The 17,243-nt window shown below is 75.0% G+C and carries 19 protein-coding genes; 8 read left to right on the top strand and 11 right to left on the bottom strand.

The features are described 5' to 3' along the window. Nucleotides 1–29: 29 nt before the first annotated feature. A complete protein-coding gene (locus O7603_RS13310) occupies nt 30–248 on the bottom strand; it encodes a DUF3039 domain-containing protein (RefSeq protein WP_120777989.1) in 219 nt (72 codons plus the stop codon). Between the two features lie 87 nt (nt 249–335). Here O7603_RS13310 and O7603_RS13315 point away from each other — a divergent pair, with 87 nt between their 5' ends. Further along, nucleotides 336–1,268: a pseudouridine-5'-phosphate glycosidase gene (locus tag O7603_RS13315; RefSeq protein ID WP_281576019.1), complete on the top strand. Its 933-nt coding sequence runs from the start codon at nt 336–338 to the stop codon at nt 1,266–1,268. Next, nucleotides 1,265–2,164, top strand: a complete 900-nt coding sequence (locus O7603_RS13320) for a PfkB family carbohydrate kinase (protein ID WP_281576020.1) — start codon at nt 1,265–1,267, stop codon at nt 2,162–2,164. The genes O7603_RS13315 and O7603_RS13320 overlap by 4 nt, the downstream gene beginning before the upstream one ends. A gap of 8 nt (nt 2,165–2,172) precedes the next feature. Here the strand turns inward: O7603_RS13320 and O7603_RS13325 are convergent, their stop codons facing one another. Further along, a complete protein-coding gene (locus O7603_RS13325; protein ID WP_281576021.1) occupies nt 2,173–2,529 on the bottom strand; it encodes a DUF3099 domain-containing protein in 357 nt (118 codons plus the stop codon). Nucleotides 2,530–2,636: 107 nt separating this feature from the next. Here O7603_RS13325 and O7603_RS13330 point away from each other — a divergent pair, with 107 nt between their 5' ends. Together O7603_RS13330 and O7603_RS13335 are read left to right on the top strand one after the other, a co-directional pair. After that, nucleotides 2,637–2,924, top strand: coding sequence for a hypothetical protein (locus O7603_RS13330; protein ID WP_281576022.1), 288 nt, complete (start codon nt 2,637–2,639; stop codon nt 2,922–2,924). Between the two features lie 13 nt (nt 2,925–2,937). Continuing rightward, complete coding sequence (locus tag O7603_RS13335) at nt 2,938–3,249, top strand: hypothetical protein (RefSeq protein WP_091590702.1); 312 nt, start codon at nt 2,938–2,940, stop codon at nt 3,247–3,249. A 59-nt stretch (nt 3,250–3,308) separates the two neighbouring features. Here O7603_RS13335 and O7603_RS13340 read toward each other — a convergent pair whose 3' ends face one another. Then, a complete protein-coding gene (locus O7603_RS13340) occupies nt 3,309–4,514 on the bottom strand; it encodes a low temperature requirement protein A (RefSeq protein ID WP_281576023.1) in 1,206 nt (401 codons plus the stop codon). A 111-nt stretch (nt 4,515–4,625) separates the two neighbouring features. Next, on the bottom strand, nt 4,626–5,210 hold the full coding sequence (locus O7603_RS13345; protein WP_281576687.1) for an HhH-GPD-type base excision DNA repair protein: 585 nt from the start codon (nt 5,208–5,210) through the stop codon (nt 4,626–4,628). Nucleotides 5,211–5,324: 114 nt separating this feature from the next. Here O7603_RS13345 and O7603_RS13350 point away from each other — a divergent pair, with 114 nt between their 5' ends. Together O7603_RS13350 and dtd are read left to right on the top strand one after the other, a co-directional pair. Beyond that, complete coding sequence (locus O7603_RS13350) at nt 5,325–6,809, top strand: methyltransferase (RefSeq protein WP_281576024.1); 1,485 nt, start codon at nt 5,325–5,327, stop codon at nt 6,807–6,809. Between the two features lie 55 nt (nt 6,810–6,864). Continuing rightward, entirely contained in the window at nt 6,865–7,287 is a 423-nt protein-coding gene (gene dtd / locus O7603_RS13355) for a D-aminoacyl-tRNA deacylase (RefSeq protein ID WP_281576025.1), read from the top strand. A 134-nt stretch (nt 7,288–7,421) separates the two neighbouring features. Here dtd and O7603_RS13360 read toward each other — a convergent pair whose 3' ends face one another. Then, nucleotides 7,422–8,210, bottom strand: coding sequence for a sporulation protein (locus O7603_RS13360; protein WP_281576026.1), 789 nt, complete (start codon nt 8,208–8,210; stop codon nt 7,422–7,424). Between the two features lie 308 nt (nt 8,211–8,518). Here O7603_RS13360 and sigB point away from each other — a divergent pair, with 308 nt between their 5' ends. Beyond that, the gene (sigB, locus tag O7603_RS13365) at nt 8,519–9,523 is read left to right on the top strand and encodes an RNA polymerase sigma factor SigB (RefSeq protein ID WP_281576688.1); all 1,005 of its coding nucleotides are present in this window, start codon (nt 8,519–8,521) and stop codon (nt 9,521–9,523) included. 97 nt (nt 9,524–9,620) lie between these two features. Here the strand turns inward: sigB and O7603_RS13370 are convergent, their stop codons facing one another. Genes O7603_RS13370 through O7603_RS13380 form a run of 3 tightly spaced genes read right to left on the bottom strand, consistent with a single transcriptional unit; the run spans nt 9,621 to nt 14,280 of the window. Then, nucleotides 9,621–12,170, bottom strand: coding sequence for a bifunctional GNAT family N-acetyltransferase/acetate--CoA ligase family protein (locus tag O7603_RS13370; RefSeq protein WP_281576027.1), 2,550 nt, complete (start codon nt 12,168–12,170; stop codon nt 9,621–9,623). Between the two features lie 23 nt (nt 12,171–12,193). Next, on the bottom strand, nt 12,194–13,375 hold the full coding sequence (locus tag O7603_RS13375; RefSeq protein ID WP_281576028.1) for an acetoin utilization protein AcuC: 1,182 nt from the start codon (nt 13,373–13,375) through the stop codon (nt 12,194–12,196). Between the two features lie 47 nt (nt 13,376–13,422). Next, nucleotides 13,423–14,280: a sulfurtransferase gene (locus tag O7603_RS13380; RefSeq protein WP_281576029.1), complete on the bottom strand. Its 858-nt coding sequence runs from the start codon at nt 14,278–14,280 to the stop codon at nt 13,423–13,425. Between the two features lie 97 nt (nt 14,281–14,377). Between O7603_RS13380 and O7603_RS13385 the strand changes: the two genes are divergently transcribed. Further along, entirely contained in the window at nt 14,378–15,064 is a 687-nt protein-coding gene (locus O7603_RS13385; RefSeq protein ID WP_281576030.1) for a metal-dependent transcriptional regulator, read from the top strand. A gap of 30 nt (nt 15,065–15,094) precedes the next feature. On the opposite strand, the gene O7603_RS13390 is transcribed toward O7603_RS13385, so the two are convergent. The 3 genes from O7603_RS13390 to O7603_RS13400 all read right to left on the bottom strand — a co-directional run bounded on the left by O7603_RS13390 (nt 15,095) and on the right by O7603_RS13400 (nt 17,035). Then, nucleotides 15,095–15,643 (bottom strand): hypothetical protein, encoded by a 549-nt coding sequence (locus O7603_RS13390; protein WP_281576031.1) that lies wholly within the window; start codon nt 15,641–15,643, stop codon nt 15,095–15,097. 88 nt (nt 15,644–15,731) lie between these two features. Then, a complete protein-coding gene (locus O7603_RS13395) occupies nt 15,732–16,016 on the bottom strand; it encodes a DUF5522 domain-containing protein (RefSeq protein WP_281576032.1) in 285 nt (94 codons plus the stop codon). Between the two features lie 29 nt (nt 16,017–16,045). Beyond that, on the bottom strand, nt 16,046–17,035 hold the full coding sequence (locus tag O7603_RS13400; protein WP_281576033.1) for an asparaginase: 990 nt from the start codon (nt 17,033–17,035) through the stop codon (nt 16,046–16,048). Between the last annotated feature and the right edge of the window lie 208 nt (nt 17,036–17,243).

Raw genomic sequence — 17,243 nt, forward strand, 5'->3', positions numbered from 1 at the left:
ACGTGGGCGGCCGGGGAGGCCGCCCCGGTTCACTCGCCCCAGGAGTCGTAGATCTCCTTGCACTTGGGGCAGACCGGCGAACCCGGCTTGGCGGCCTTGGTCACCGGGAACGTCTCCCCGCAGAGCGCGACGACGAAGGTGCCCATCACGGCACTCTCGGCGATCTTGTCCTTGCGGACGTAGTGGAACATCTCGGGACCGGTGTCGGCGTCCTTCAGCTCCGGACGCTCGAGAACCTGTGTGCTCACGTCTGCACCTCCAACCGACAAGTCTGGCAGGTCACCGCGGTCCGGTCCACTTCAGCCCTTTCGGGGCCGGGACGTACGGTGATCACCGTGACCAACTTTCACATCCGTTACGGCACCGAGGTGGCCGGGGCCCTGCGCGACGGGCGTCCCGTCGTCGCCCTGGAGAGCACCATCGTCTCGCACGGTCTCCCCCGTCCGGAGAACCTGCGGGTGGCCCGGCAGATCGAGGCGGCCGTCCGGGACGCGGGCGCGGTCCCGGCCACCATCGGCATGGTCGGCGGGGAGCTGGTGGTCGGCCTCGACGACGCGCAGCTGACCCGGCTGGCCACCGTCGACGGGGTGGCCAAGCTCTCCGTACGCGACCTCGCGGTGGCCGCCGCGACCGGGGCGGACGGCGCGACCACCGTGGCGGCGACCAGCGCGGTGGCCGCCGCGGCGGGCATCGGCGTCTTCGCCACCGGTGGACTGGGCGGCGTGCACCGGGAGGCGGCACAGACCTTCGACGAGTCGGCCGACCTGGTCACCCTCGCCCGGACGCCGATCGCGGTCGTGTGTGCCGGGGTCAAGTCGATCCTCGACGTGGGCGCCACGCTGGAGCGCCTGGAGACCCTCGGGGTGGGCGTGGTGGGCTACCGCACTCGCCGGTTCCCGGGCTTCTACCTCACCGACGGTGGCTTCGACCTCGACTGGTCGGTGGACTCGCCGGAGCAGGTGGCCGACGTGCTCGCCGCCCGCGCGCAGCACGGGCTGCCCGCCGGGGGCCTGATCGTGGCCAACCCGCTCCCGGCCGGCGAGCAGCTCGACCCGGCGCTGCACGACCGTACGCTCGCCGAGGGCCTGGCGCTGCTGCGGCGCGACGGGATCAGCGGCAAGGCGGTGACGCCGTTCCTGCTCGCCCACTTCCACTCCGCCACCGAGGGCGCCAGCCTGGCGGTGAACGTGCGGATCATCCTGCGCAACGCCGACCTGGCGGCGCGGATCGCGGTGGCCGCCGCCCACCGCACCGACGCCCCGGCATGAGCCGCGCGTCGCGCGTCGTCATCGTCGGCGATGTGATCACCGACGTGGTCGCGGTGCTGTCCGGGCCCCTCGCCACCGGCTCGGACACGCCGGCCGAGATCCGGTTCGGCGGCGGTGGGCAGGCGGCGAACACCGCCGCCTGGATCGCCGCCCAGGGGGTGGCCGTGACGCTGGTCGGCGCGGTCGGCGACGACGCCGCCGGGCGCGACCGGGTGGCCGAACTGTCCGACGGTGGCGTCGACTGCGCGGTCGACCGCGTCGGGGGCGCCGCGACCGGCACGGTCGTCGTGCTGGCCGCCGACGGCGAGCGGACCATGGTCACCGAGCGCGGGGCGAACCTGCGGCTGACCGCCGCGCACGTCGAGCGGGCCCTCGCCGAGGCGCCCGACGCCGGGCATCTGCACCTGTCCGCGTACACCCTGCTGGATGCCGGGTCGCGCGGGGCCGGGCTGCGGGCGCTGGCCGCCGCCCGCGAGCGCGGGCTCACCACCAGCGTCGACGCGGCCTCCGCGGCGCCCCTGCGGCGGGTCGGGGCGGCGGCCTTCCTGGCCTGGGTACGCGATGTCGACCTGCTGCTGGTCAACGCCGACGAGGCGACCGTGCTGGCCGGTGGGCTGGACCCGGCGGCCCAGGCGCGGGTGCTGTCGGCGACGGCCCGCCGGGTCGTGGTGAAGCGGGGGGCGGCCGGCGCGGTGTGGGTGGACCGGACGGCAACGGTCAGCGTGGCCCCGGCCCGGCGGGTGGCGGTGGTGGACGTCACCGGCGCCGGGGACGCCTTCGCGGCGGGTCTGCTGACCGCGTGGCTGGGCGGGGCCGAGCCGCAGGCCGCGCTGGCCCGGGCCGGCGACCTCGGCGCGCTCGCGGTCGCCACCGTCGGCGCCCGCCCGACCCGCTGACGCCGGGATCAGGGTTCGGCGTCGATGACCTTGTGGGGGCGCTCCTCGGCGGTGAGGCTCATCGGCGGGGCCTCGTCGCGGTGCTGGTGGTGGAACCGGTTGGCCAGCCGGTGCTCCTCCTTCGGCGGCCGGTCGTTGGCCAGCAGCACCGCCAGCCATGGGATGAGCACCATGCCCAGGGCGCAGAGCGACAGCCAGAGCCAGAGCAGGGGGGGCTGCGCGCCCACCAGGATCGCGCCCACGACCAGGCACGCGACCCGGATCCCCATCATCAGCACATAGCGTCGCTGACGAGTGGTGAGCTGATCGTCCTGGCTGCGTGAGGCGTCGGTGATCAGAATCGGCTGGTACGCCTGACGCTTCACCACGGACCTCCTCGAGGGGATTACGCCCCATCCTGTCACTCACCTGCCGTGATCAGCGAGCTTCGACGCAGCAGCGGTCCGTGTTACGTGCGTGGTACGCTCCCGTCGTGGGCAGCAGGTTCAGCTTCACCGACGAAGCCTTGGCCAACCTGAAGGTCTACGACGTCACACCGGGGGAAGTCTGGGAGGCGCTGCACAGCGCCCGGCGGGTCATCCGCCACCTGGGCGACGACGTGATGGTCGTCTACGCCGCCGCCCGGCGGGGCCGCCGGCTGGCCGTGCTGCTCGCCGAGGCCGACGGCACCGACAACGACTGGGACATCCTCTCCGCCCGCGAGCTTAGCGACGTCGAGTCCAAGCGCTACGACGAGGCCGTGCGGAGATCTCGCCGATGAGGAGGCGGTGACGATGCACCGTAACGACGCGACCAAGCAGTTCCACAGCGGCGACGACCGGCTCGCGGAGCTGATCGACGAGAGTCAGCCGGTGGAGCTGCCGACCCCCGACACCGACGTGCCGATGGTGAGCCGGTCGGTGCGGCTGCCGCTGGAGACGTACGAACGGGTGCGGGCGGCGGCCGACGCGCGCGGCATCGGGGTGACCACCCTGATGCGGCAGTGGATCGAGGCGGGCCTGGCCGACCTGGACGACTCGGCCACCGTCTCGCTCGCCGACGTCCGCCGGGCGCTCGCCTCGCTGGCCCACCCGACCGCCGCCTGACGCGGGCACCGACCCCGGGGCCGGCCGGGAGCGCGCCGGCGGACGGTGCGCGTCCCGGGTCAGCTCGGCGGCGGCACCTCCGCACGGGGCGTGGCCGGCGGCCGAATCGCGTCGGCCACGGCGATCCCGGCCAGGGCCGCGACGGCGACGACGGCGGCCGCCAGCGGCGGCCCGAGGGCCACCACCGGGGCCAGCGCGATCAGGACCACCAGCCCGGCGACCATGGACCAGTGCGGCCGGCGCAGCGTGTAGTACTCGATCATGCCGCCGCCGGCCAGGAACAACGCGGGTCCGCCGAGGATGACCCCGAGCCAGGCCGGATCCAGGTGCCCGGACGGATGCCGGATGACGAGCTCGTAGCCGACCGCGGTGGCGAGGATGCCCGCCACCATGGCCAGGTGGCCGTAGCCGCCCACCGCCCCGATCCGGGCCTCCGCCCCGGGGCCGGCCGTCATGGCCCTGGGGATCACCCGTCGGGACCCGAAGAAGTAGATCCGCCACAGCAGCACGGTGGTGGCGAAGGCCACCACGAAGGCCGTCGTCTGCCCGACCCCGAATCGGCCGCCGTCGAAGGTCACCCCGGTGAGCAGGATGGACTCGCCGAGCGCGACGAGAACAAACTGCCCGTACCGCTCGGCCAGGTGCTCGCTGGCGATCGCCAACCGGGTGATCGGTGACCGGCCGAGCCCCGGCGTGGGCCAGCCGAGGACGAGCCCGGCGTATTCGATCGCCAGGGCCAGCGTCCACAGCGCGCCGCCCACCGGCGCCTCCGGAACGAGCGCCCCGACGATCCACAACCCGCCCGTCGCCGAATGCCAGCAGACCAGCCGCGCCGGGATGCGCCGCTCCCGGCCGCGGAGCACGAGCAGGAAGGCCGCGGGACGGCCGACCTGGGCGACGACGTACGCCACCGCGAAGATCAGGCCTCGATCGTCCCAGGCCCCGGACACCCCGAGTGCCATGATCATGCTGGCGAACATGAGCCCGATCATGATCAGTTGGACCGGCAGGCGGCGCGGGTCGTAGCGGCTGGTCACCCAGGCCGCGTTCGTCCAGACCAGCCACAGCGCCAACAGCAACAACGTCGTCTGGCCGACCGCCGGCAGGACCATCTGCCGACCCCCGGTGAGGTCCTCCATCAGCCGCTGCGAGACCCGGGTCAGCGCGAACACGAACACCAGGTCGAAGAACAGCTCGAGAAACGTCGCCCGCTGCGGCTCCGCGACGCCGCCCCGCAGCAGTCCAACGCCGTTCGCGGTGGTCATCGGCCGCCGGTTCCGTCCGCTCGGTGCCAGATACCCCAGAGTCGTACCACGCGGCGCGGGCGCCGGGACGAGATCGGTCGGTCCGGCCCGGACCGGCCCCGCCGGCCAGGATCAGCCCTTCGCGGCCTTGGCGGCGGCCTTCATCTGCTGCTTGTACTCGCGGACCCGGCGCAGCGACTCGGCGTCGGTCACGTCGGCCACCGAGCGGTGGGCACCCGGGTCGCCGTAGCCGCCGGCCGCCTCCCGCCAGCCGTCCGGCCGGACGTCGAACCGCTTGCCGAGCAGCGCGAGGAAGATCTGCGCCTTCTGCTTGCCGAAGCCGGGCAGGTCGGAGATCCGGCGCAGCAGCTCCCGCCCGTCGGTCACCTCGGACCAGAGCGTCGCGGCGTCGCCGTCGTACCGGTCGACGAGCACCCGGCACACCTCCTGCACCCGGGCTGCCATCGCCTTCGGGAACCGGTGCAGCGCGGGCGGCTGGGCGAAGACGGCGACCAGCTCCTCCGGGTCGTACTCGGCCAGCTCCCGGGCGTCCAGGTCGTGGCCGAGCCGCTGGGCCAGCACGTACGGCGAGGAGAACGCCTTCTCCATCGGCACCTGCTGGTCGAGGACCATGCCGACCAGCAGGGCGAGCGGGCTGCGCTCCAGCAGCCGGTTGGCCTCGGGGTCGATGGGCAGCACGAGCGTCATGTGCACCATCCTGCCCGGTCGCCGGGGACAGGGGCCACCGACGCCCCGGCACCCGCGCATCCGGCGCCCACGGATCTGCCGGGTGGCGCCGAGCCGGGACACCGCGGGAGGCAGGATGACGACGTGGACGAACACGACATGCTGCTCTCCCCCGCCGGGGTGGACGCGCTGCGGACGGCGCTGACCCGGGCCCGGTTCACCTCGAACGGCATCGCCGACCGGCTCGGCCCGCAGGCCACCGGCGGGGTGGCCCGCAACGACTACCGGGCCGCGCTGCGGGCCACCGAGGAGCGCGACCCGCTCGGCACGCTGATCCGGGTCTTCATCTGCGACCAGACCGAGACGGAGGAGACGGTGGCCGCCGCGCTGGCCCCGCTCGACCTCGCGGAGGCGGTCGCCGGCGGGCTGCTGGAACGGCACGGCGACGGGCTGCGCGCCGGTGTGGACCTGGAACCGTACGGCGACGAGTGGTGGGTGCTCGCCGACGTGCCGGCCAGCGCCCGGCCGGGCCGGCCGCTGCACGCCGAGCACGTGCTCGGCATCGGCGGAGCGACCCAGACGCTGATCGGCGCCGCCGTCCGGCGGCCGGTCGACGCCGCGCTGGACCTGGGTACCGGCTCCGGCGTGCAGGCCCTGCACCTGGCCACCCACGCCCGTTCGGTCACCGCCACCGACGTCTCCGAGCGGGCGCTGCGGTTCGCCGCCACCACCGCCGCGCTCAACGGCCAGGAGTGGGAGCTGCTCCGCGGCGACATGGTGGCGCCGGTTGCCGGCCGCCGGTTCGACCTCGTGGTGAGCAACCCGCCGTTCGTGGTGGGGCCGGGCACCACCACGCACGTCTACCGCGACTCCGGCCGGGTCGGCGACGCGATGGGCGCCGAGCTGGCCGCCGCCGCGCCCGACCTGCTCACCGAGGGCGGCACCATGCAGTACCTGGCGAACTGGGTGCACGTCGCCGGCGAGGAGTGGGACGAGCGGGTGGCCGGCTGGTTCGCCGGCACCGGCCTGGACGCGTGGGTGATCCAGCGCGAGGTGGCCGACCCGATGGCGTACGTGAACCTGTGGCTGACCGACGTCGGGGAGACGGCCGACCCGCAGCGGATGGCCGCCTGGCTGGACTGGTTCGACGCGCACAAGGTGGAGGCGATCGGCTTCGGCATCGTGTCGCTGCGCCGGGGTGGGCACGCCGACCCGGTGGTCCGGGTGGAGGAGCTGCGGCAGCGCGTGGAGCCACCGATGGGCGACCGGATCGCCGCCTGGTTCGACCGACAGGACTTCCTGCGGGTACGCGACACCGAGGGGCTGCTCGCCGAGCGCTACCGGGCCGCCGACGGGCTCCAGCTGCGGCAGGAGGCGACCATGGGCGAGGACGGTTGGGCGGTGGACCGGCAGGTGCTGGCCATGCCGCACGGGCTGCGCTGGACCGAGGAGATCGACCCGCTGGTGCTGGCGCTGGTCGGCGGCGCCGACGGCCGGCTGCCGCTGCGCGACCAGCTCGCCCTGCTCGCGGCGGCGCACGACGTCACGGCCGACGAGCTGGCCGAGGCGTCCGGACCGATCGTGGCGCACCTGGTGGAACGCGGGATCATCGAGCCGGTGGCCGGCTGATGGCGGCGGTCAGGGCGTCCGGCCGCGGATCGGTACGGGTAGGGAGGGCGAGCTGATGCGGGCGGTGGTGCAGACGGTCGGCCGGGCCAGCGTGACCGTCGACGGCGAGGTGGTCGGCGCGATCGACGACGGCCTGCTGGTGCTGCTCGGGGTGACGCACACCGACACCGTCGAGACCGCCCGGACGATGGCCCGCAAGGTGTACGAGCTGCGCATCCTCGACGAGGAGCGGTCGGCGGCGGACACCGGCGCCCCGGTGCTGGTGGTCAGCCAGTTCACCCTCTACGGCGACGCCCGCAAGGGCCGCCGCCCGACCTGGACCGCCGCCGCCCCGGCGGAGGTGGCCGAACCCCTGGTCACGGAGGTCGTCGAGGCGCTGCGCGCCCGGGGCGCCAAGGTGGAGACCGGCCGCTTCCGCGCCCACATGCTGGTCGAGAGCGTCAACATCGGCCCCCGCACCATCCTCCTGGACCTCTGACCCCGGCCCTCTCCCCATCCCCCAAACCCCCGCCCTGTTGATCAAGAAGTTCGCGTCAGAACCCCGGCCGGCTCTGACGCGAACCTCTTGATCACCGACGCCACACCCGGGCGGGCACACCGGGGAGGGAGGGGTCAGAAGAAGAGGCCGCGGCGTTGCACGGACTGGCGCAGCCAGCCGTCCAGCTGGGCGGTCCAGTCCGTCTGGTCCAGCGTGGCGTAGTCGACGGTGAACCGGCCGAAGGCGTCCCGGCCCTCGCTGAGCAGGCCACCTCGCTTGTCCATCTCCAGCACCACCTGCATCTGCCGCGAATCGGCGACGAAGGTGACCTCCAGCTGGTTGATCGCCCGGGCGTACTGCGGCGCCGGGAGGAACTCGATCTCCTGGTAGAAGGGCAGGGTCTGCCGTACGCCGTAGATGTGGCCGCGCTCCACGTCGGCCCGGGCGAACCGGAAGCCCAGCCGCAGCAGCGCGTCCAGCAGGCGCTCCTGCGCCGGCAGCGGGTGCACCGCCACGGCGTCCAGGTCGCCCTTGTCCACCGCCCGGGCCACCTCCAACTCGGTACGCAGCCCCATGGTCATCCCGTGCAGGTGCTGGCCGTACAGCTCGGTGACCGGAGTCTCCCAGGGCACGTCGAAGCGGAACGGGATGTCGTGGCGCTGCCCCGGCTCCAGCCGGAACGCGCCGGTGGCGCGCTGGCGGTGGAACTCCTGGTTGGTGTTGTACTCGTTGTCGCCGCTCTCCACCTCGACCCGGGTGACCAGGCCGAGCGCCACGTACTCGATGTCGACCGGGTGGTCGCCGCCCGCCACCTGGATCCGGCCCTCGAGCTGGCCGCCCGGGCGGCAGTTCGGGTTGGCCAGCACGGTTTCCACCGACGGGCCACCGACGCCCATCGCCTGCATGAGCCGTTTGAAGACCACAACGCCCTCCGTCGCCTGTGCCGTGCCGGCCCCGTCGGCCGGCCGCTGGCACGGTAACCGGGCGTGGCAAGCGGACCGGGCCGACACACGGACCCGCCAGGCCGACAAATCGGACCGCCCGGCCGGCGGGAGCGGATCGGTCCGGCGCCGAGCACGGGCCGGCGTCCGCCGATCCGACCGGATTGCTGTCGGGTCCCCGATCGCCTCACTCCCGTTTTACGCCCCGGCCGCCAAGCTGTGTGTCACCGGCAGCACCAGACCGGGAATCGCGCCACACGTACACGGGGAGAGACGAAATGGCCCTGCAGATGACGGAGCACCAGATGCGCCCGGCCGCGGGCACCGAGAACGACCCGGGCAGCGAGGCCCTGACCGACCTGGACGCCACCGACGAGCGCGGCGTCTCCACCGACCTGGTCCGGGCGTACCTCAACGGGATCGGCCGCACGAAGCTGCTGACCGCCGCCCAGGAGGTCGAGTTGGCCAAGCGGATCGAGGCCGGCCTGTTCGCCGAGGAGAAGCTGGCGACCTGCACCCCCGTCTCGCCGGACCTGACGGCGGATCTGGAGCTGATCGTCGCGGAGGGCCGGGCGGCCAAGGACCACCTGCTCGAGGCGAACCTGCGGCTGGTGGTGAGCATCGCGAAGCGCTACACGGGACGCGGCATGGCCTTCCTCGACCTGATCCAGGAGGGCAACCTCGGCCTGATCCGCGCGGTCGAGAAGTTCGACTACACCAAGGGCTACAAGTTCTCCACCTACGCCACCTGGTGGATCCGCCAGGCCATCACCCGCGCCATGGCCGACCAGGCCCGCACCATCCGCATCCCGGTGCACATGGTCGAGCAGGTCAACCGGATGGTCCGGGCCCGCCGCGAGCTGTCGGTGTCGCTGGGCCGGGAGCCCACCGTCGCCGAGGTCGCCCGGGCGCTCGACATCCCCGAGTTCCAGGTGATCGAGCTGATCTCCTACGACCGGGAGCCGGTCAGCCTCGACCAGGCGGTCGGCGAGGACGGCGAGAGCGCGCTCGGCGACTTCGTCGCCGCGGTCGACCCGCGGGAGGAGCCGGGCGACGCCGCGGCGCAGGGCGAGCTGCGCAACGAGGTCCGGATCGTGCTGGCCACCCTCTCCCAGCGCGAGCAGGCGGTGATCCGGCTCCGGTTCGGCCTCGACGACGGCCGGCAGCGCACGCTGGACGAGGTCGGCCGCGAGTTCGGCCTGTCCCGGGAGCGGATCCGGCAGATCGAGAAGGTGACGCTGCTCAAGCTGCGCGCGCCGGAGCGGGCGCAGCGCCTGGAGGCGTACGCCTGCTGACGCACCCTCGAACGGAGGGCCCCGGCGGTTCGCCGGGGCCCTCCGCGTCTCCGCCCCCCTGTCCCCGGCCCGAGCCGTCCGGGGCGAGCGGCCCCCGTCAGAGCCGGCGGGGACCGGTGTCCGGGCGAACCGTCGCGGAGCCGGCGCGGACGGTGGCGTGCAGCACCGACAGGCCGTCCGGTCGCGCGAGCACCGGGTTCAGCGTCAGCGCGCGCACCCGGGGCTGCTCGTCGGCGAGCCGGCCGACACGCAGCAGCAGGTCGATCAGGGCCGCCCGGTCCACCGGCGCGGCGCCCCGGTGCCCGCGCAGCAGCGGCGCCGCCCGCGGCTCGTCCACCAGGTCGGCGGCGTCCCGGTCGGTCACCGGGACCGCCCGCCAGGCCCGGTCGCCGAGCAACTCGGTGGCGACGCCGCCCAGCCCGAAACCGACCACCGGCCCGAACGCCGGATCCTCGACCAGCTCGACCACGCAGGCCACCCCAGGCGGCACCATCGGCTGGACCAGGACGTCCGCGCCGAAGACCGCGGACATCTCGGCGTACGCGCGCCGGACCGCGGCCGCGTCGGGCAGGTCGAGCCGGACCGCACCGAGGTCGAGCCGATGCCGCAGCCCGGGCGCCGCGGCCTTCAACGCCACCGGGAATCCGAGTCGCCGCGCCGCGTCCGCCGCCTCGTCGGCCGACCGCGCCGGCACCGACGCCACCAGATCGATGCCGTACGCGGCGAGCAGGCCGTCGACGTCCGCGCCGTCGGGGCGCAGCGCGGCCTGACCGGCGGCCCGGTCCACACCGGACAACTCCGGCAGGCTGCCGGCCGGGCGACGCAGCCAGTCGGCGTACCGGTGCACCCGGGCCAGCGCCCGGACCGCCTCCTCCACACCTCCGTACGACGGCATCCCGACCGGCGTCCGTCCGGCCAGGACGGTCGTCACGGCCGGCTTGCCGGTGCCGAGGGCCGCGGGCAGCGCGGCGGTGAGGTCGGCGTCGGCCGGCTGCCCGGGCAGCGGCGGGGCGACCATCACGGCGAGGGCGTCCACCCGCTCGTCGGCGGCCGCACCGGCGAGGGCCGCGGCGAACTCGGCGGCACCGGCGTTCGGCCCGACGTCCCGGGGATAGCCGTCGGCGAGCGTGAGCCCCTGGGCGGCACAGGCGGTCGCGGCGAGGCCGGTGAGTGCCGACGAGTTGCCCACCACCGCGACCCGCGGGCCGGCCGGCAGCGGCTGGTTGGCGAGCAGCACCCCGACGTCCAGCAGTTCGGCAACGGTGTCCACCCGGATCACGCCGGACTGGGTGAACAGCGCGGCGACCGCCACCTCGTCCGGGCCGGCCGAGTCACCCACGCCGAGCGGGCGGGCCGGCGAGGCGAGCGCCACCACGGGCTTCGTGCGCCCGATCCGTCGGGCCAGCCGGGCAAACTTGCGCGGGTTGCCGAAGGTCTCCAGGTGCAGCATGATCACGTCGGTGCCGGGGTCGTCCTGCCAGTACTGGAGCAGGTCGTTGCCGGAGACGTCGGCCCGGTTCCCGGCCGACACGAAGCTGGACAGGCCGAGGCCCCGGCGGTCCGCCTCGGCCAGCAGCGCCACCCCGAACGCGCCGGACTGGCTGAAGACGCCGACCCGACCGGCCGGCGGCAGTGCCGGCGCGAGGGTGGCGTTGAGGCGTACCGCCGGGTCGGTGTTGGCCACGCCGAGGCAGTTCGGGCCGACCACCCGCATGCCGGCGGCGTGCGCGGCCCGGACCAGGGCCCGCTGCGCGGCCGCGCCCTCGGCCCCGGACTCGGCGAAGCCGGCGGAGATCACCACCAACCCGTGCACCCCGGCGGCGGCCGCGTCGGCGACCACGGCCGGCGCCGAACCGGGCGGCACCGCGACGACCGCCAGGTCGACCGGCACGCCGGCGTCGGCCGCCGAGGCGTACGCGGGCAGCCCGGCGACGGTCGCCGCGCCGGGGTGCACCGGGACGACCGCACCGGCGAAGCCGCCGTCGCGCAGGTGCCCGAGCACCGCGGCGCCCACTCCCTGCCCGGTGGCGCTCGCGCCGTAGACGGCGACGCCCCGCGGAGCGAGCAGCCGGGCGATCGAGCGCGCCTCGGTGCGGTGCTCCCGGCCGCGCTGCACGGCGAGGGTCGCGTCGGTGGGCGCGATCGGGAAGGTCAGGTGCACCACGCCGTCGGCGAACTGCCGCTGCACCTGGTAGCCGAAGTCGGAGAAGACCCGCAGCATCGCCCCGTTGGCCGGGAGCACCTCGGCGACGAAGTGCACGATGCCGACCTGGCGGGCCGCGTCGGCCAGGTGTTCCAGCAGCACCGAGCCGATGCCCCGGCCCTGGTACTCGTCCTCCACCACGAACGCCACCTCGGCCTCCGGCGCCTGCGGCCCGAGCCGCTCGTACCGGCCGACGGCGACGATCCGCCCGCCGGCCAGCACCACGAACGCCTCCCGGTCGCGGTGGTCGACGTTGACGAACCGCTGCAGGTCCCGGTCCGGGATCCGGGGGTACGGCGAGAAGTAGCGCAGGTAGCGGGTGCGCTCGGAGAATCGCGAGTGCATCGCCACGATCCCCGGCCCGTCCTCCGGGCGGATCTGTCGCAGCTGGACGGTCGTGCCGTCGCTGAGCAGCACGTCCACCGGTTGGTCCACGGTCGTCACCCGCCGGTCCTCCCCCGGCCGGCTCAGTCGCGCGGGTCGTACGGGTCGAGCCCGAGCAGCGGGAAGACGGACTTGCGGGTGGCCGCGATGGCCCGGTCCACCGCGTTCGGCTCGCCGGTCGGCTGCCACGGCTGGTACGTCGGGTCCGCGTCGTCGGTCATCCGCAGCGGGACCTCCCGGTTGGGGCAGCGCGCGCTGGCCAGCTCCCGCCAGGCCGGCGGGATCAGCGTCGCCGGGTCGATCGGATCGCCGGTGGCGACCGCCAGCAGGTGGGTCCAGGCCCGGGGCACGACCTCGGCCAGCGCGTACCCGCCGCCGCCGGTGGCGACCCAGCGACCCTCGCAGAGTTCGTCGGCGAGCGCCCGCAGGGCGAGGTAGGTGGCGCGCTGCCCGTCGACCGACAGGTGCAGGTCGGCGAGGGGGTCGAGCCGGTGCGCGTCCGCGCCGCACTGGCTGACGAGCAGCTGCGGCCGGAACGCGCGCAGCACCGACGGGACGATCGCGTGGAACGCGCGCTGCCAGCCGGCGTCGTTGACGCCCGGCGGCAGCGGCACGTTGACCGCGGTCCCCTCGGCGCCCGGGCCGCCGGTCTCGTCCGGGAAACCGGTGCCGGGGAAGAGGGCGAGCGGGGTCTCGTGCAGGCTGACCGTCAACACCCGCGGGTCGTTCCAGAACACCTGCTGCACGCCGTCGCCGTGGTGCACGTCCACGTCCACGTACGCGATCCGCTCCGCGCCCAGGTCGAGCAGCCGGGCGATGGCCACCGCGGGGTCGTTGTAGACGCAGAACCCGCCCGCGCGGGCCGGCATGGCGTGGTGCAGCCCGCCGGCCACGTTGACCGCCCGCCGGGCCTCGCCCCGCCAGACCGCCTCGGCGGCGGCAACGCTCGCCCCGGCGACCAGCGCGCTGGCCTCGTGCATCCCGGGAAAGACCGGGTTGTCGGAGGTGCCGAGCCCGAAGCCGGCGAAGAGCGGGTCGCCGGGCGCGGACCGGACCGCGTCCACGTAGCGCGGGTCGTGCACCCGGGTGAGCAGCGCGTCGTCGGCCGGCTCCGGCTTGACCAGGCGCACCCCCGGCCGCTCCAGGATGCCGAGCTCGCGGGCGAGCGCGACGGTCAGCTCCACCCGGACCGGGTCGAGGGGATGGTCACCCATGTCGTAGGCGAGCAGGGACTCGTCCCACACCACCACCGTGTCGTCGGACATGGGCCCATCGTCGCACGTGGACCGGTGTGGAGCAGCGTAGGCGCTGGTCACGCGCCGGGTGTCGGCCCGGTGGCGACCGGTCGCTGCGGGTCGGCGACCCAGTTGCTCCACGACCCGATGTAGAGCGCGGCGTCCGGCCGGCCGGCCAGGTGCAGGGCGAGCACCGCCTGCGCGGCGGTCACCCCGGACCCGCAGTACGCCCCGACCGGTGCGCCCTCGGCCACCCCGGCGGCGGCGAACCGCTCACGCAGCGCCGCCGCGGCGGGGAACCGGCCGTCGGTGACGTAGTCGGGGGCGGGCAGGTTGACCGCGCCGGGCACGTGCCCGGCCACCGGGTCGATCGGCTCGGTCTCGCCGCGGTAGCGGGGCGCCGCCCGGACGTCCAGCAGCACCCCGGACCCGGCCGTCGCCAGGCGGGCGGCCTCGCCCGCGTCGAGCACGGGCAGCGCGCCGGGCCGGACGGTCACGTCGCCCGGGGCCGGCTCGGGCGCCTCGGTGCTGGTGGGCAGGCCCGCCGCCACCCAGACCGGGTAGCCGCCGTGCAACAGGCGGGCCGCGGAGTGCCCGGCCCAGCGCAGCGTCCACCAGGCGCGCGCGGCGGCCATGCCGTCGCCGCCGTCGTACACCACGACGGGACGACCGTCCCGGACGCCGGCGGCCCGCAGGGCGGCCTCGAGCGCACCGGGATTGGGCAGCGGGTGCCGGCCGGCGGCGCCGGGCGGACCGCAGAGCGCGGTGTCCAGGTCGACGAAGACGGCGCCGGGCAGGTGGCCGACGGCGTAGTCGTCCCGGCCGGGCGGGCCGGTGAGCCGCCAGCGGACGTCGAGCAGGGTGGGCGGCTCGGCGGAGTCGAGCTCGGCGGCGAGCCGGTCGGGCTCCACCAGGAGGTCGTCGGTACCGGACATGACGAACAGTCAACACCATCCGGGCAGCGAGGTCGCGATTCGGTTTCGGTCGTTACACCGACGGCGCGGTAACATCGATCACTGGAGGGCCGTTGACGTGAAGCACGACCTGGTTGACACGACCGAAATGTACCTGCGCACCATCCTCGAGCTCGAAGAGGAGGGGGTGCCGCCGTTGCGTGCCCGGATCGCCGAGCGGCTGAAGCAGAGCGGTCCCACGGTGAGCCAGACGGTCGCGCGGATGGAGCGCGACGGCCTGCTCACCGTCGAGGGTGACCGGCACCTGGCGCTCACCTCGGACGGGCGCACGGCGGCCGTCTCCGTGATGCGCAAGCACCGCCTCGCCGAGCTGCTGCTGGTGAACGTGATCGGGATGCCCTACGAGGAGGCCCACGAGGAGGCCTGCCGGTGGGAGCACGTGATGAGCGACGCGGTCGAGAAGCGGGTCTACGACCTGCTCAACCGACCGACCCGGTCGCCGTACGGCAACCCGATCCCGGGGCTGGAGGAGCTGGGCTCGCCGGAGCCGGAGGACACCGCGGTGGTCGACGGTGAGCGCAACCTGGCGTTCCCCGGCCTCTCCGGGCCGGTGGTGGTCCGGCGGATCTGCGAGAGCGTGCAGACCAACGCGGACGTGCTGCGGCAGCTGCACGCCGCGGGTGTCGACCCGGGCGCCACGGTGACCGTGGCCCAGGAGCGCGACGGCGTGTCGATCGACCGCTCGGGCGACCGGGTGCGGCTGCCCCGCGAGGTCGCGTCCCGGGTCTTCGTCGCCGCCGGCTGACCCCGGCGGCACCGCGCGCTGTTTCTCGCGTCACAGCGCGCGGGTGTTGACCTTCTTCGCCAGCGCCGTCAGATCGGCCGCGACCTTGTCCGCCGCCGGCTTGGCGGTGCCGCGCGGGCTGGTCCAGTGCAGCGTGGCCAACCGCCCGTCGGTCGAGAGCCAGCCGACCTCGACGACCGGCCCGTGCCCGGCCGAGGCCGCGGTGGTCCGGCGGTACGCCTGCTGACCCAGCCCGGCCACCTTGGCGGCCGAGTCGGGCACCAGGTCCGCGGCGAAGGTCGCCTTGTCCATCGAGGTCTCGGTGACGGTCAGGGTCAGCTCCGGCACGGTGGCCTTCTCGGTCCGGACGACGCAGGTGTGGGTGTCGCCCCGGTCACTGGCCGCCGCCACGTCGAACCGGACCTTGACGTGCTGCTCGATCACCGCGAAGTCCAGCAGCCGGCAGGCGCCGCCGGACGAGGCGGCGGCCACGTCGACCGCGATCGGCGCCGGTGGCGGCACCCGCACCGGCCCGCGCTCCGCGCCACAGCCGGACACCGCCAGCACGACCAGCCCGGCCACCACGATCCGCCCGCGCACGCGCACTCTCCCGCTCGTCGACGGCGGGGCGCCGCCCGCCCGAGGTCCGTCGGACACCGTACGGAACGTCCGGCCCGGGCGAAAGCCCTCAGCCGTTGCTTCGCCCCGCTGTCACGTCGGCGCCACCGGGTGGATCATCGACGTACGGGCAGTGCCGGCAGCCGCGGCCGCAGCAGGTGCCGCGGCGGGCCAGGAAGCCCGCGCTGAGCACGAACAGCCCGGTCGCCGGGTCGAGGTAGCCCGCCTCGCCGGACGCCAGCGCGGCGGCGTGCGCCGCGAGGATCCGCTCCCGGTCCGGATGCCCGGACGACAGCCGGGACGGATGCGGCTCGGTCAGCGGGCGGGCCGCCAGCGGTCGTCGCTCCCCGGTCATCGGCGCAGTCTAGGAGCCCGCGTCGCCGGTCAGCGGTACCGGGCCAGGGCGCCGGCCACCGCGTCACCGTCCAGGCCCGCGGCGAGCAGCAGGCGCAGCAGCACCCGCCCCTTGTACGGGTCGAGCAGCCCACCGTTGAGCAGGCCGCGCCGCTGCAGGTCGGTCTCCGAGCCGACCGCCCCGTACGTCTGGCGCAGCACCGAGCCGGCGCCGGCGCGGGAGGTGAGCAGCACCGGCATCCGGCCGGCCAGGTCGCCGAGCAGCGGGGCCAGCGCGGCCGGCACGTGGCCCACCCCGAAGCCGGCGACCACCAGCCCGTGGTGGCTGTCCGCGACTCCGGCGAGGAGCAGGCCGTCGTCGTCCAGGGTGACCGGGTAGAGGGCGACCCGGACGGCGTCGAGCCGGTCGGGGTCGACCGGCGGCAGCGGGTCACGCCGCTCCGGCCTGGCCAGCACCCGCACCTCGCCCTCGATCACCTGCCCGACCGGACCGGCGTTCGGCGACGCGAAGGTCGCGGTGCTGGTGCTGTGGGTCTTGCGTACCCACCGGGCCGCGTGCACCTCGTCGTTGGCCACGACCAGCACACCCAGGTCGCGGGCCGCCGGCGCGGCGGCGACGCGGGCCGCGGCGAGCAGGTTCGCCGGGCCGTCCGCGCCGGCCAGCGTGGGGTTGCGCATCGCGCCGGTGAACACCAGCGGCGCGGCGTGCGGCCACACCAGGTCGGCCAGGAACGCCGACTCCTCCAGGGTGTCGGTGCCCTGCGTGACCACCGCGCCGACCGCGCCGTCGGACACCGCCGCCGAGGCGATCCCGATCACGTCCAGGAGCTGACGGTAGGTGAGGTTGGCGCTGGGCACCGCGTGGGCGTCCCGGACGTCCAGGGGTACGCCCAGGTCGGCGAGGCCCGGCACGGCGGCGGTGAGGTCCGCGCCGGTGAGCCGGGTGACCACGCCGGGCCGACCCCGGTCGACCCCACCCATCGCGATGGTGCCGCCGAGGGTGAGGAGGGCGATGGACATGACGGGATCTCCTTCCGCCGCCCGAGGTCCGGGCGGGCCCTCGGACGGTACCCGCACCCGCGGGCGCCGCTCCGACGTGGCTGGTGCGACGGCTGGCCCGGGGGATAAATGCCGCGCCCGGACGCGGGCGGCGCCGGTAGGGTCCCCGGGCCGGCGACGGCGGCCGCCCGGCGGCGTCCTCGTCGCCCGGCGACCACCACGTCCGTCC

The sequence above is a fragment of the Micromonospora sp. WMMD812 genome, from assembly GCF_027497215.1.
Classification (GTDB): domain Bacteria; phylum Actinomycetota; class Actinomycetes; order Mycobacteriales; family Micromonosporaceae; genus Micromonospora.

Coding starts and splice junctions, on each gene's coding strand:
- O7603_RS13320 (WP_281576020.1), top strand. CDS start 1,265: ATGAGCCGCGCGTCGCGCGTCGTCATCGTCGGCGATGTGATCACCGAC.
- O7603_RS13335 (WP_091590702.1), top strand. CDS start 2,938: ATGCACCGTAACGACGCGACCAAGCAGTTCCACAGCGGCGACGACCGG.
- O7603_RS13340 (WP_281576023.1), bottom strand. CDS start 4,514: ATGACCACCGCGAACGGCGTTGGACTGCTGCGGGGCGGCGTCGCGGAG.
- O7603_RS13345 (WP_281576687.1), bottom strand. CDS start 5,210: ATGGTGCACATGACGCTCGTGCTGCCCATCGACCCCGAGGCCAACCGG.
- dtd (WP_281576025.1), top strand. CDS start 6,865: ATGCGGGCGGTGGTGCAGACGGTCGGCCGGGCCAGCGTGACCGTCGAC.
- sigB (WP_281576688.1), top strand. CDS start 8,519: ATGACGGAGCACCAGATGCGCCCGGCCGCGGGCACCGAGAACGACCCG.
- O7603_RS13375 (WP_281576028.1), bottom strand. CDS start 13,375: ATGTCCGACGACACGGTGGTGGTGTGGGACGAGTCCCTGCTCGCCTAC.
- O7603_RS13380 (WP_281576029.1), bottom strand. CDS start 14,280: ATGTCCGGTACCGACGACCTCCTGGTGGAGCCCGACCGGCTCGCCGCC.
- O7603_RS13395 (WP_281576032.1), bottom strand. CDS start 16,016: ATGACCGGGGAGCGACGACCGCTGGCGGCCCGCCCGCTGACCGAGCCG.
- O7603_RS13400 (WP_281576033.1), bottom strand. CDS start 17,035: ATGTCCATCGCCCTCCTCACCCTCGGCGGCACCATCGCGATGGGTGGG.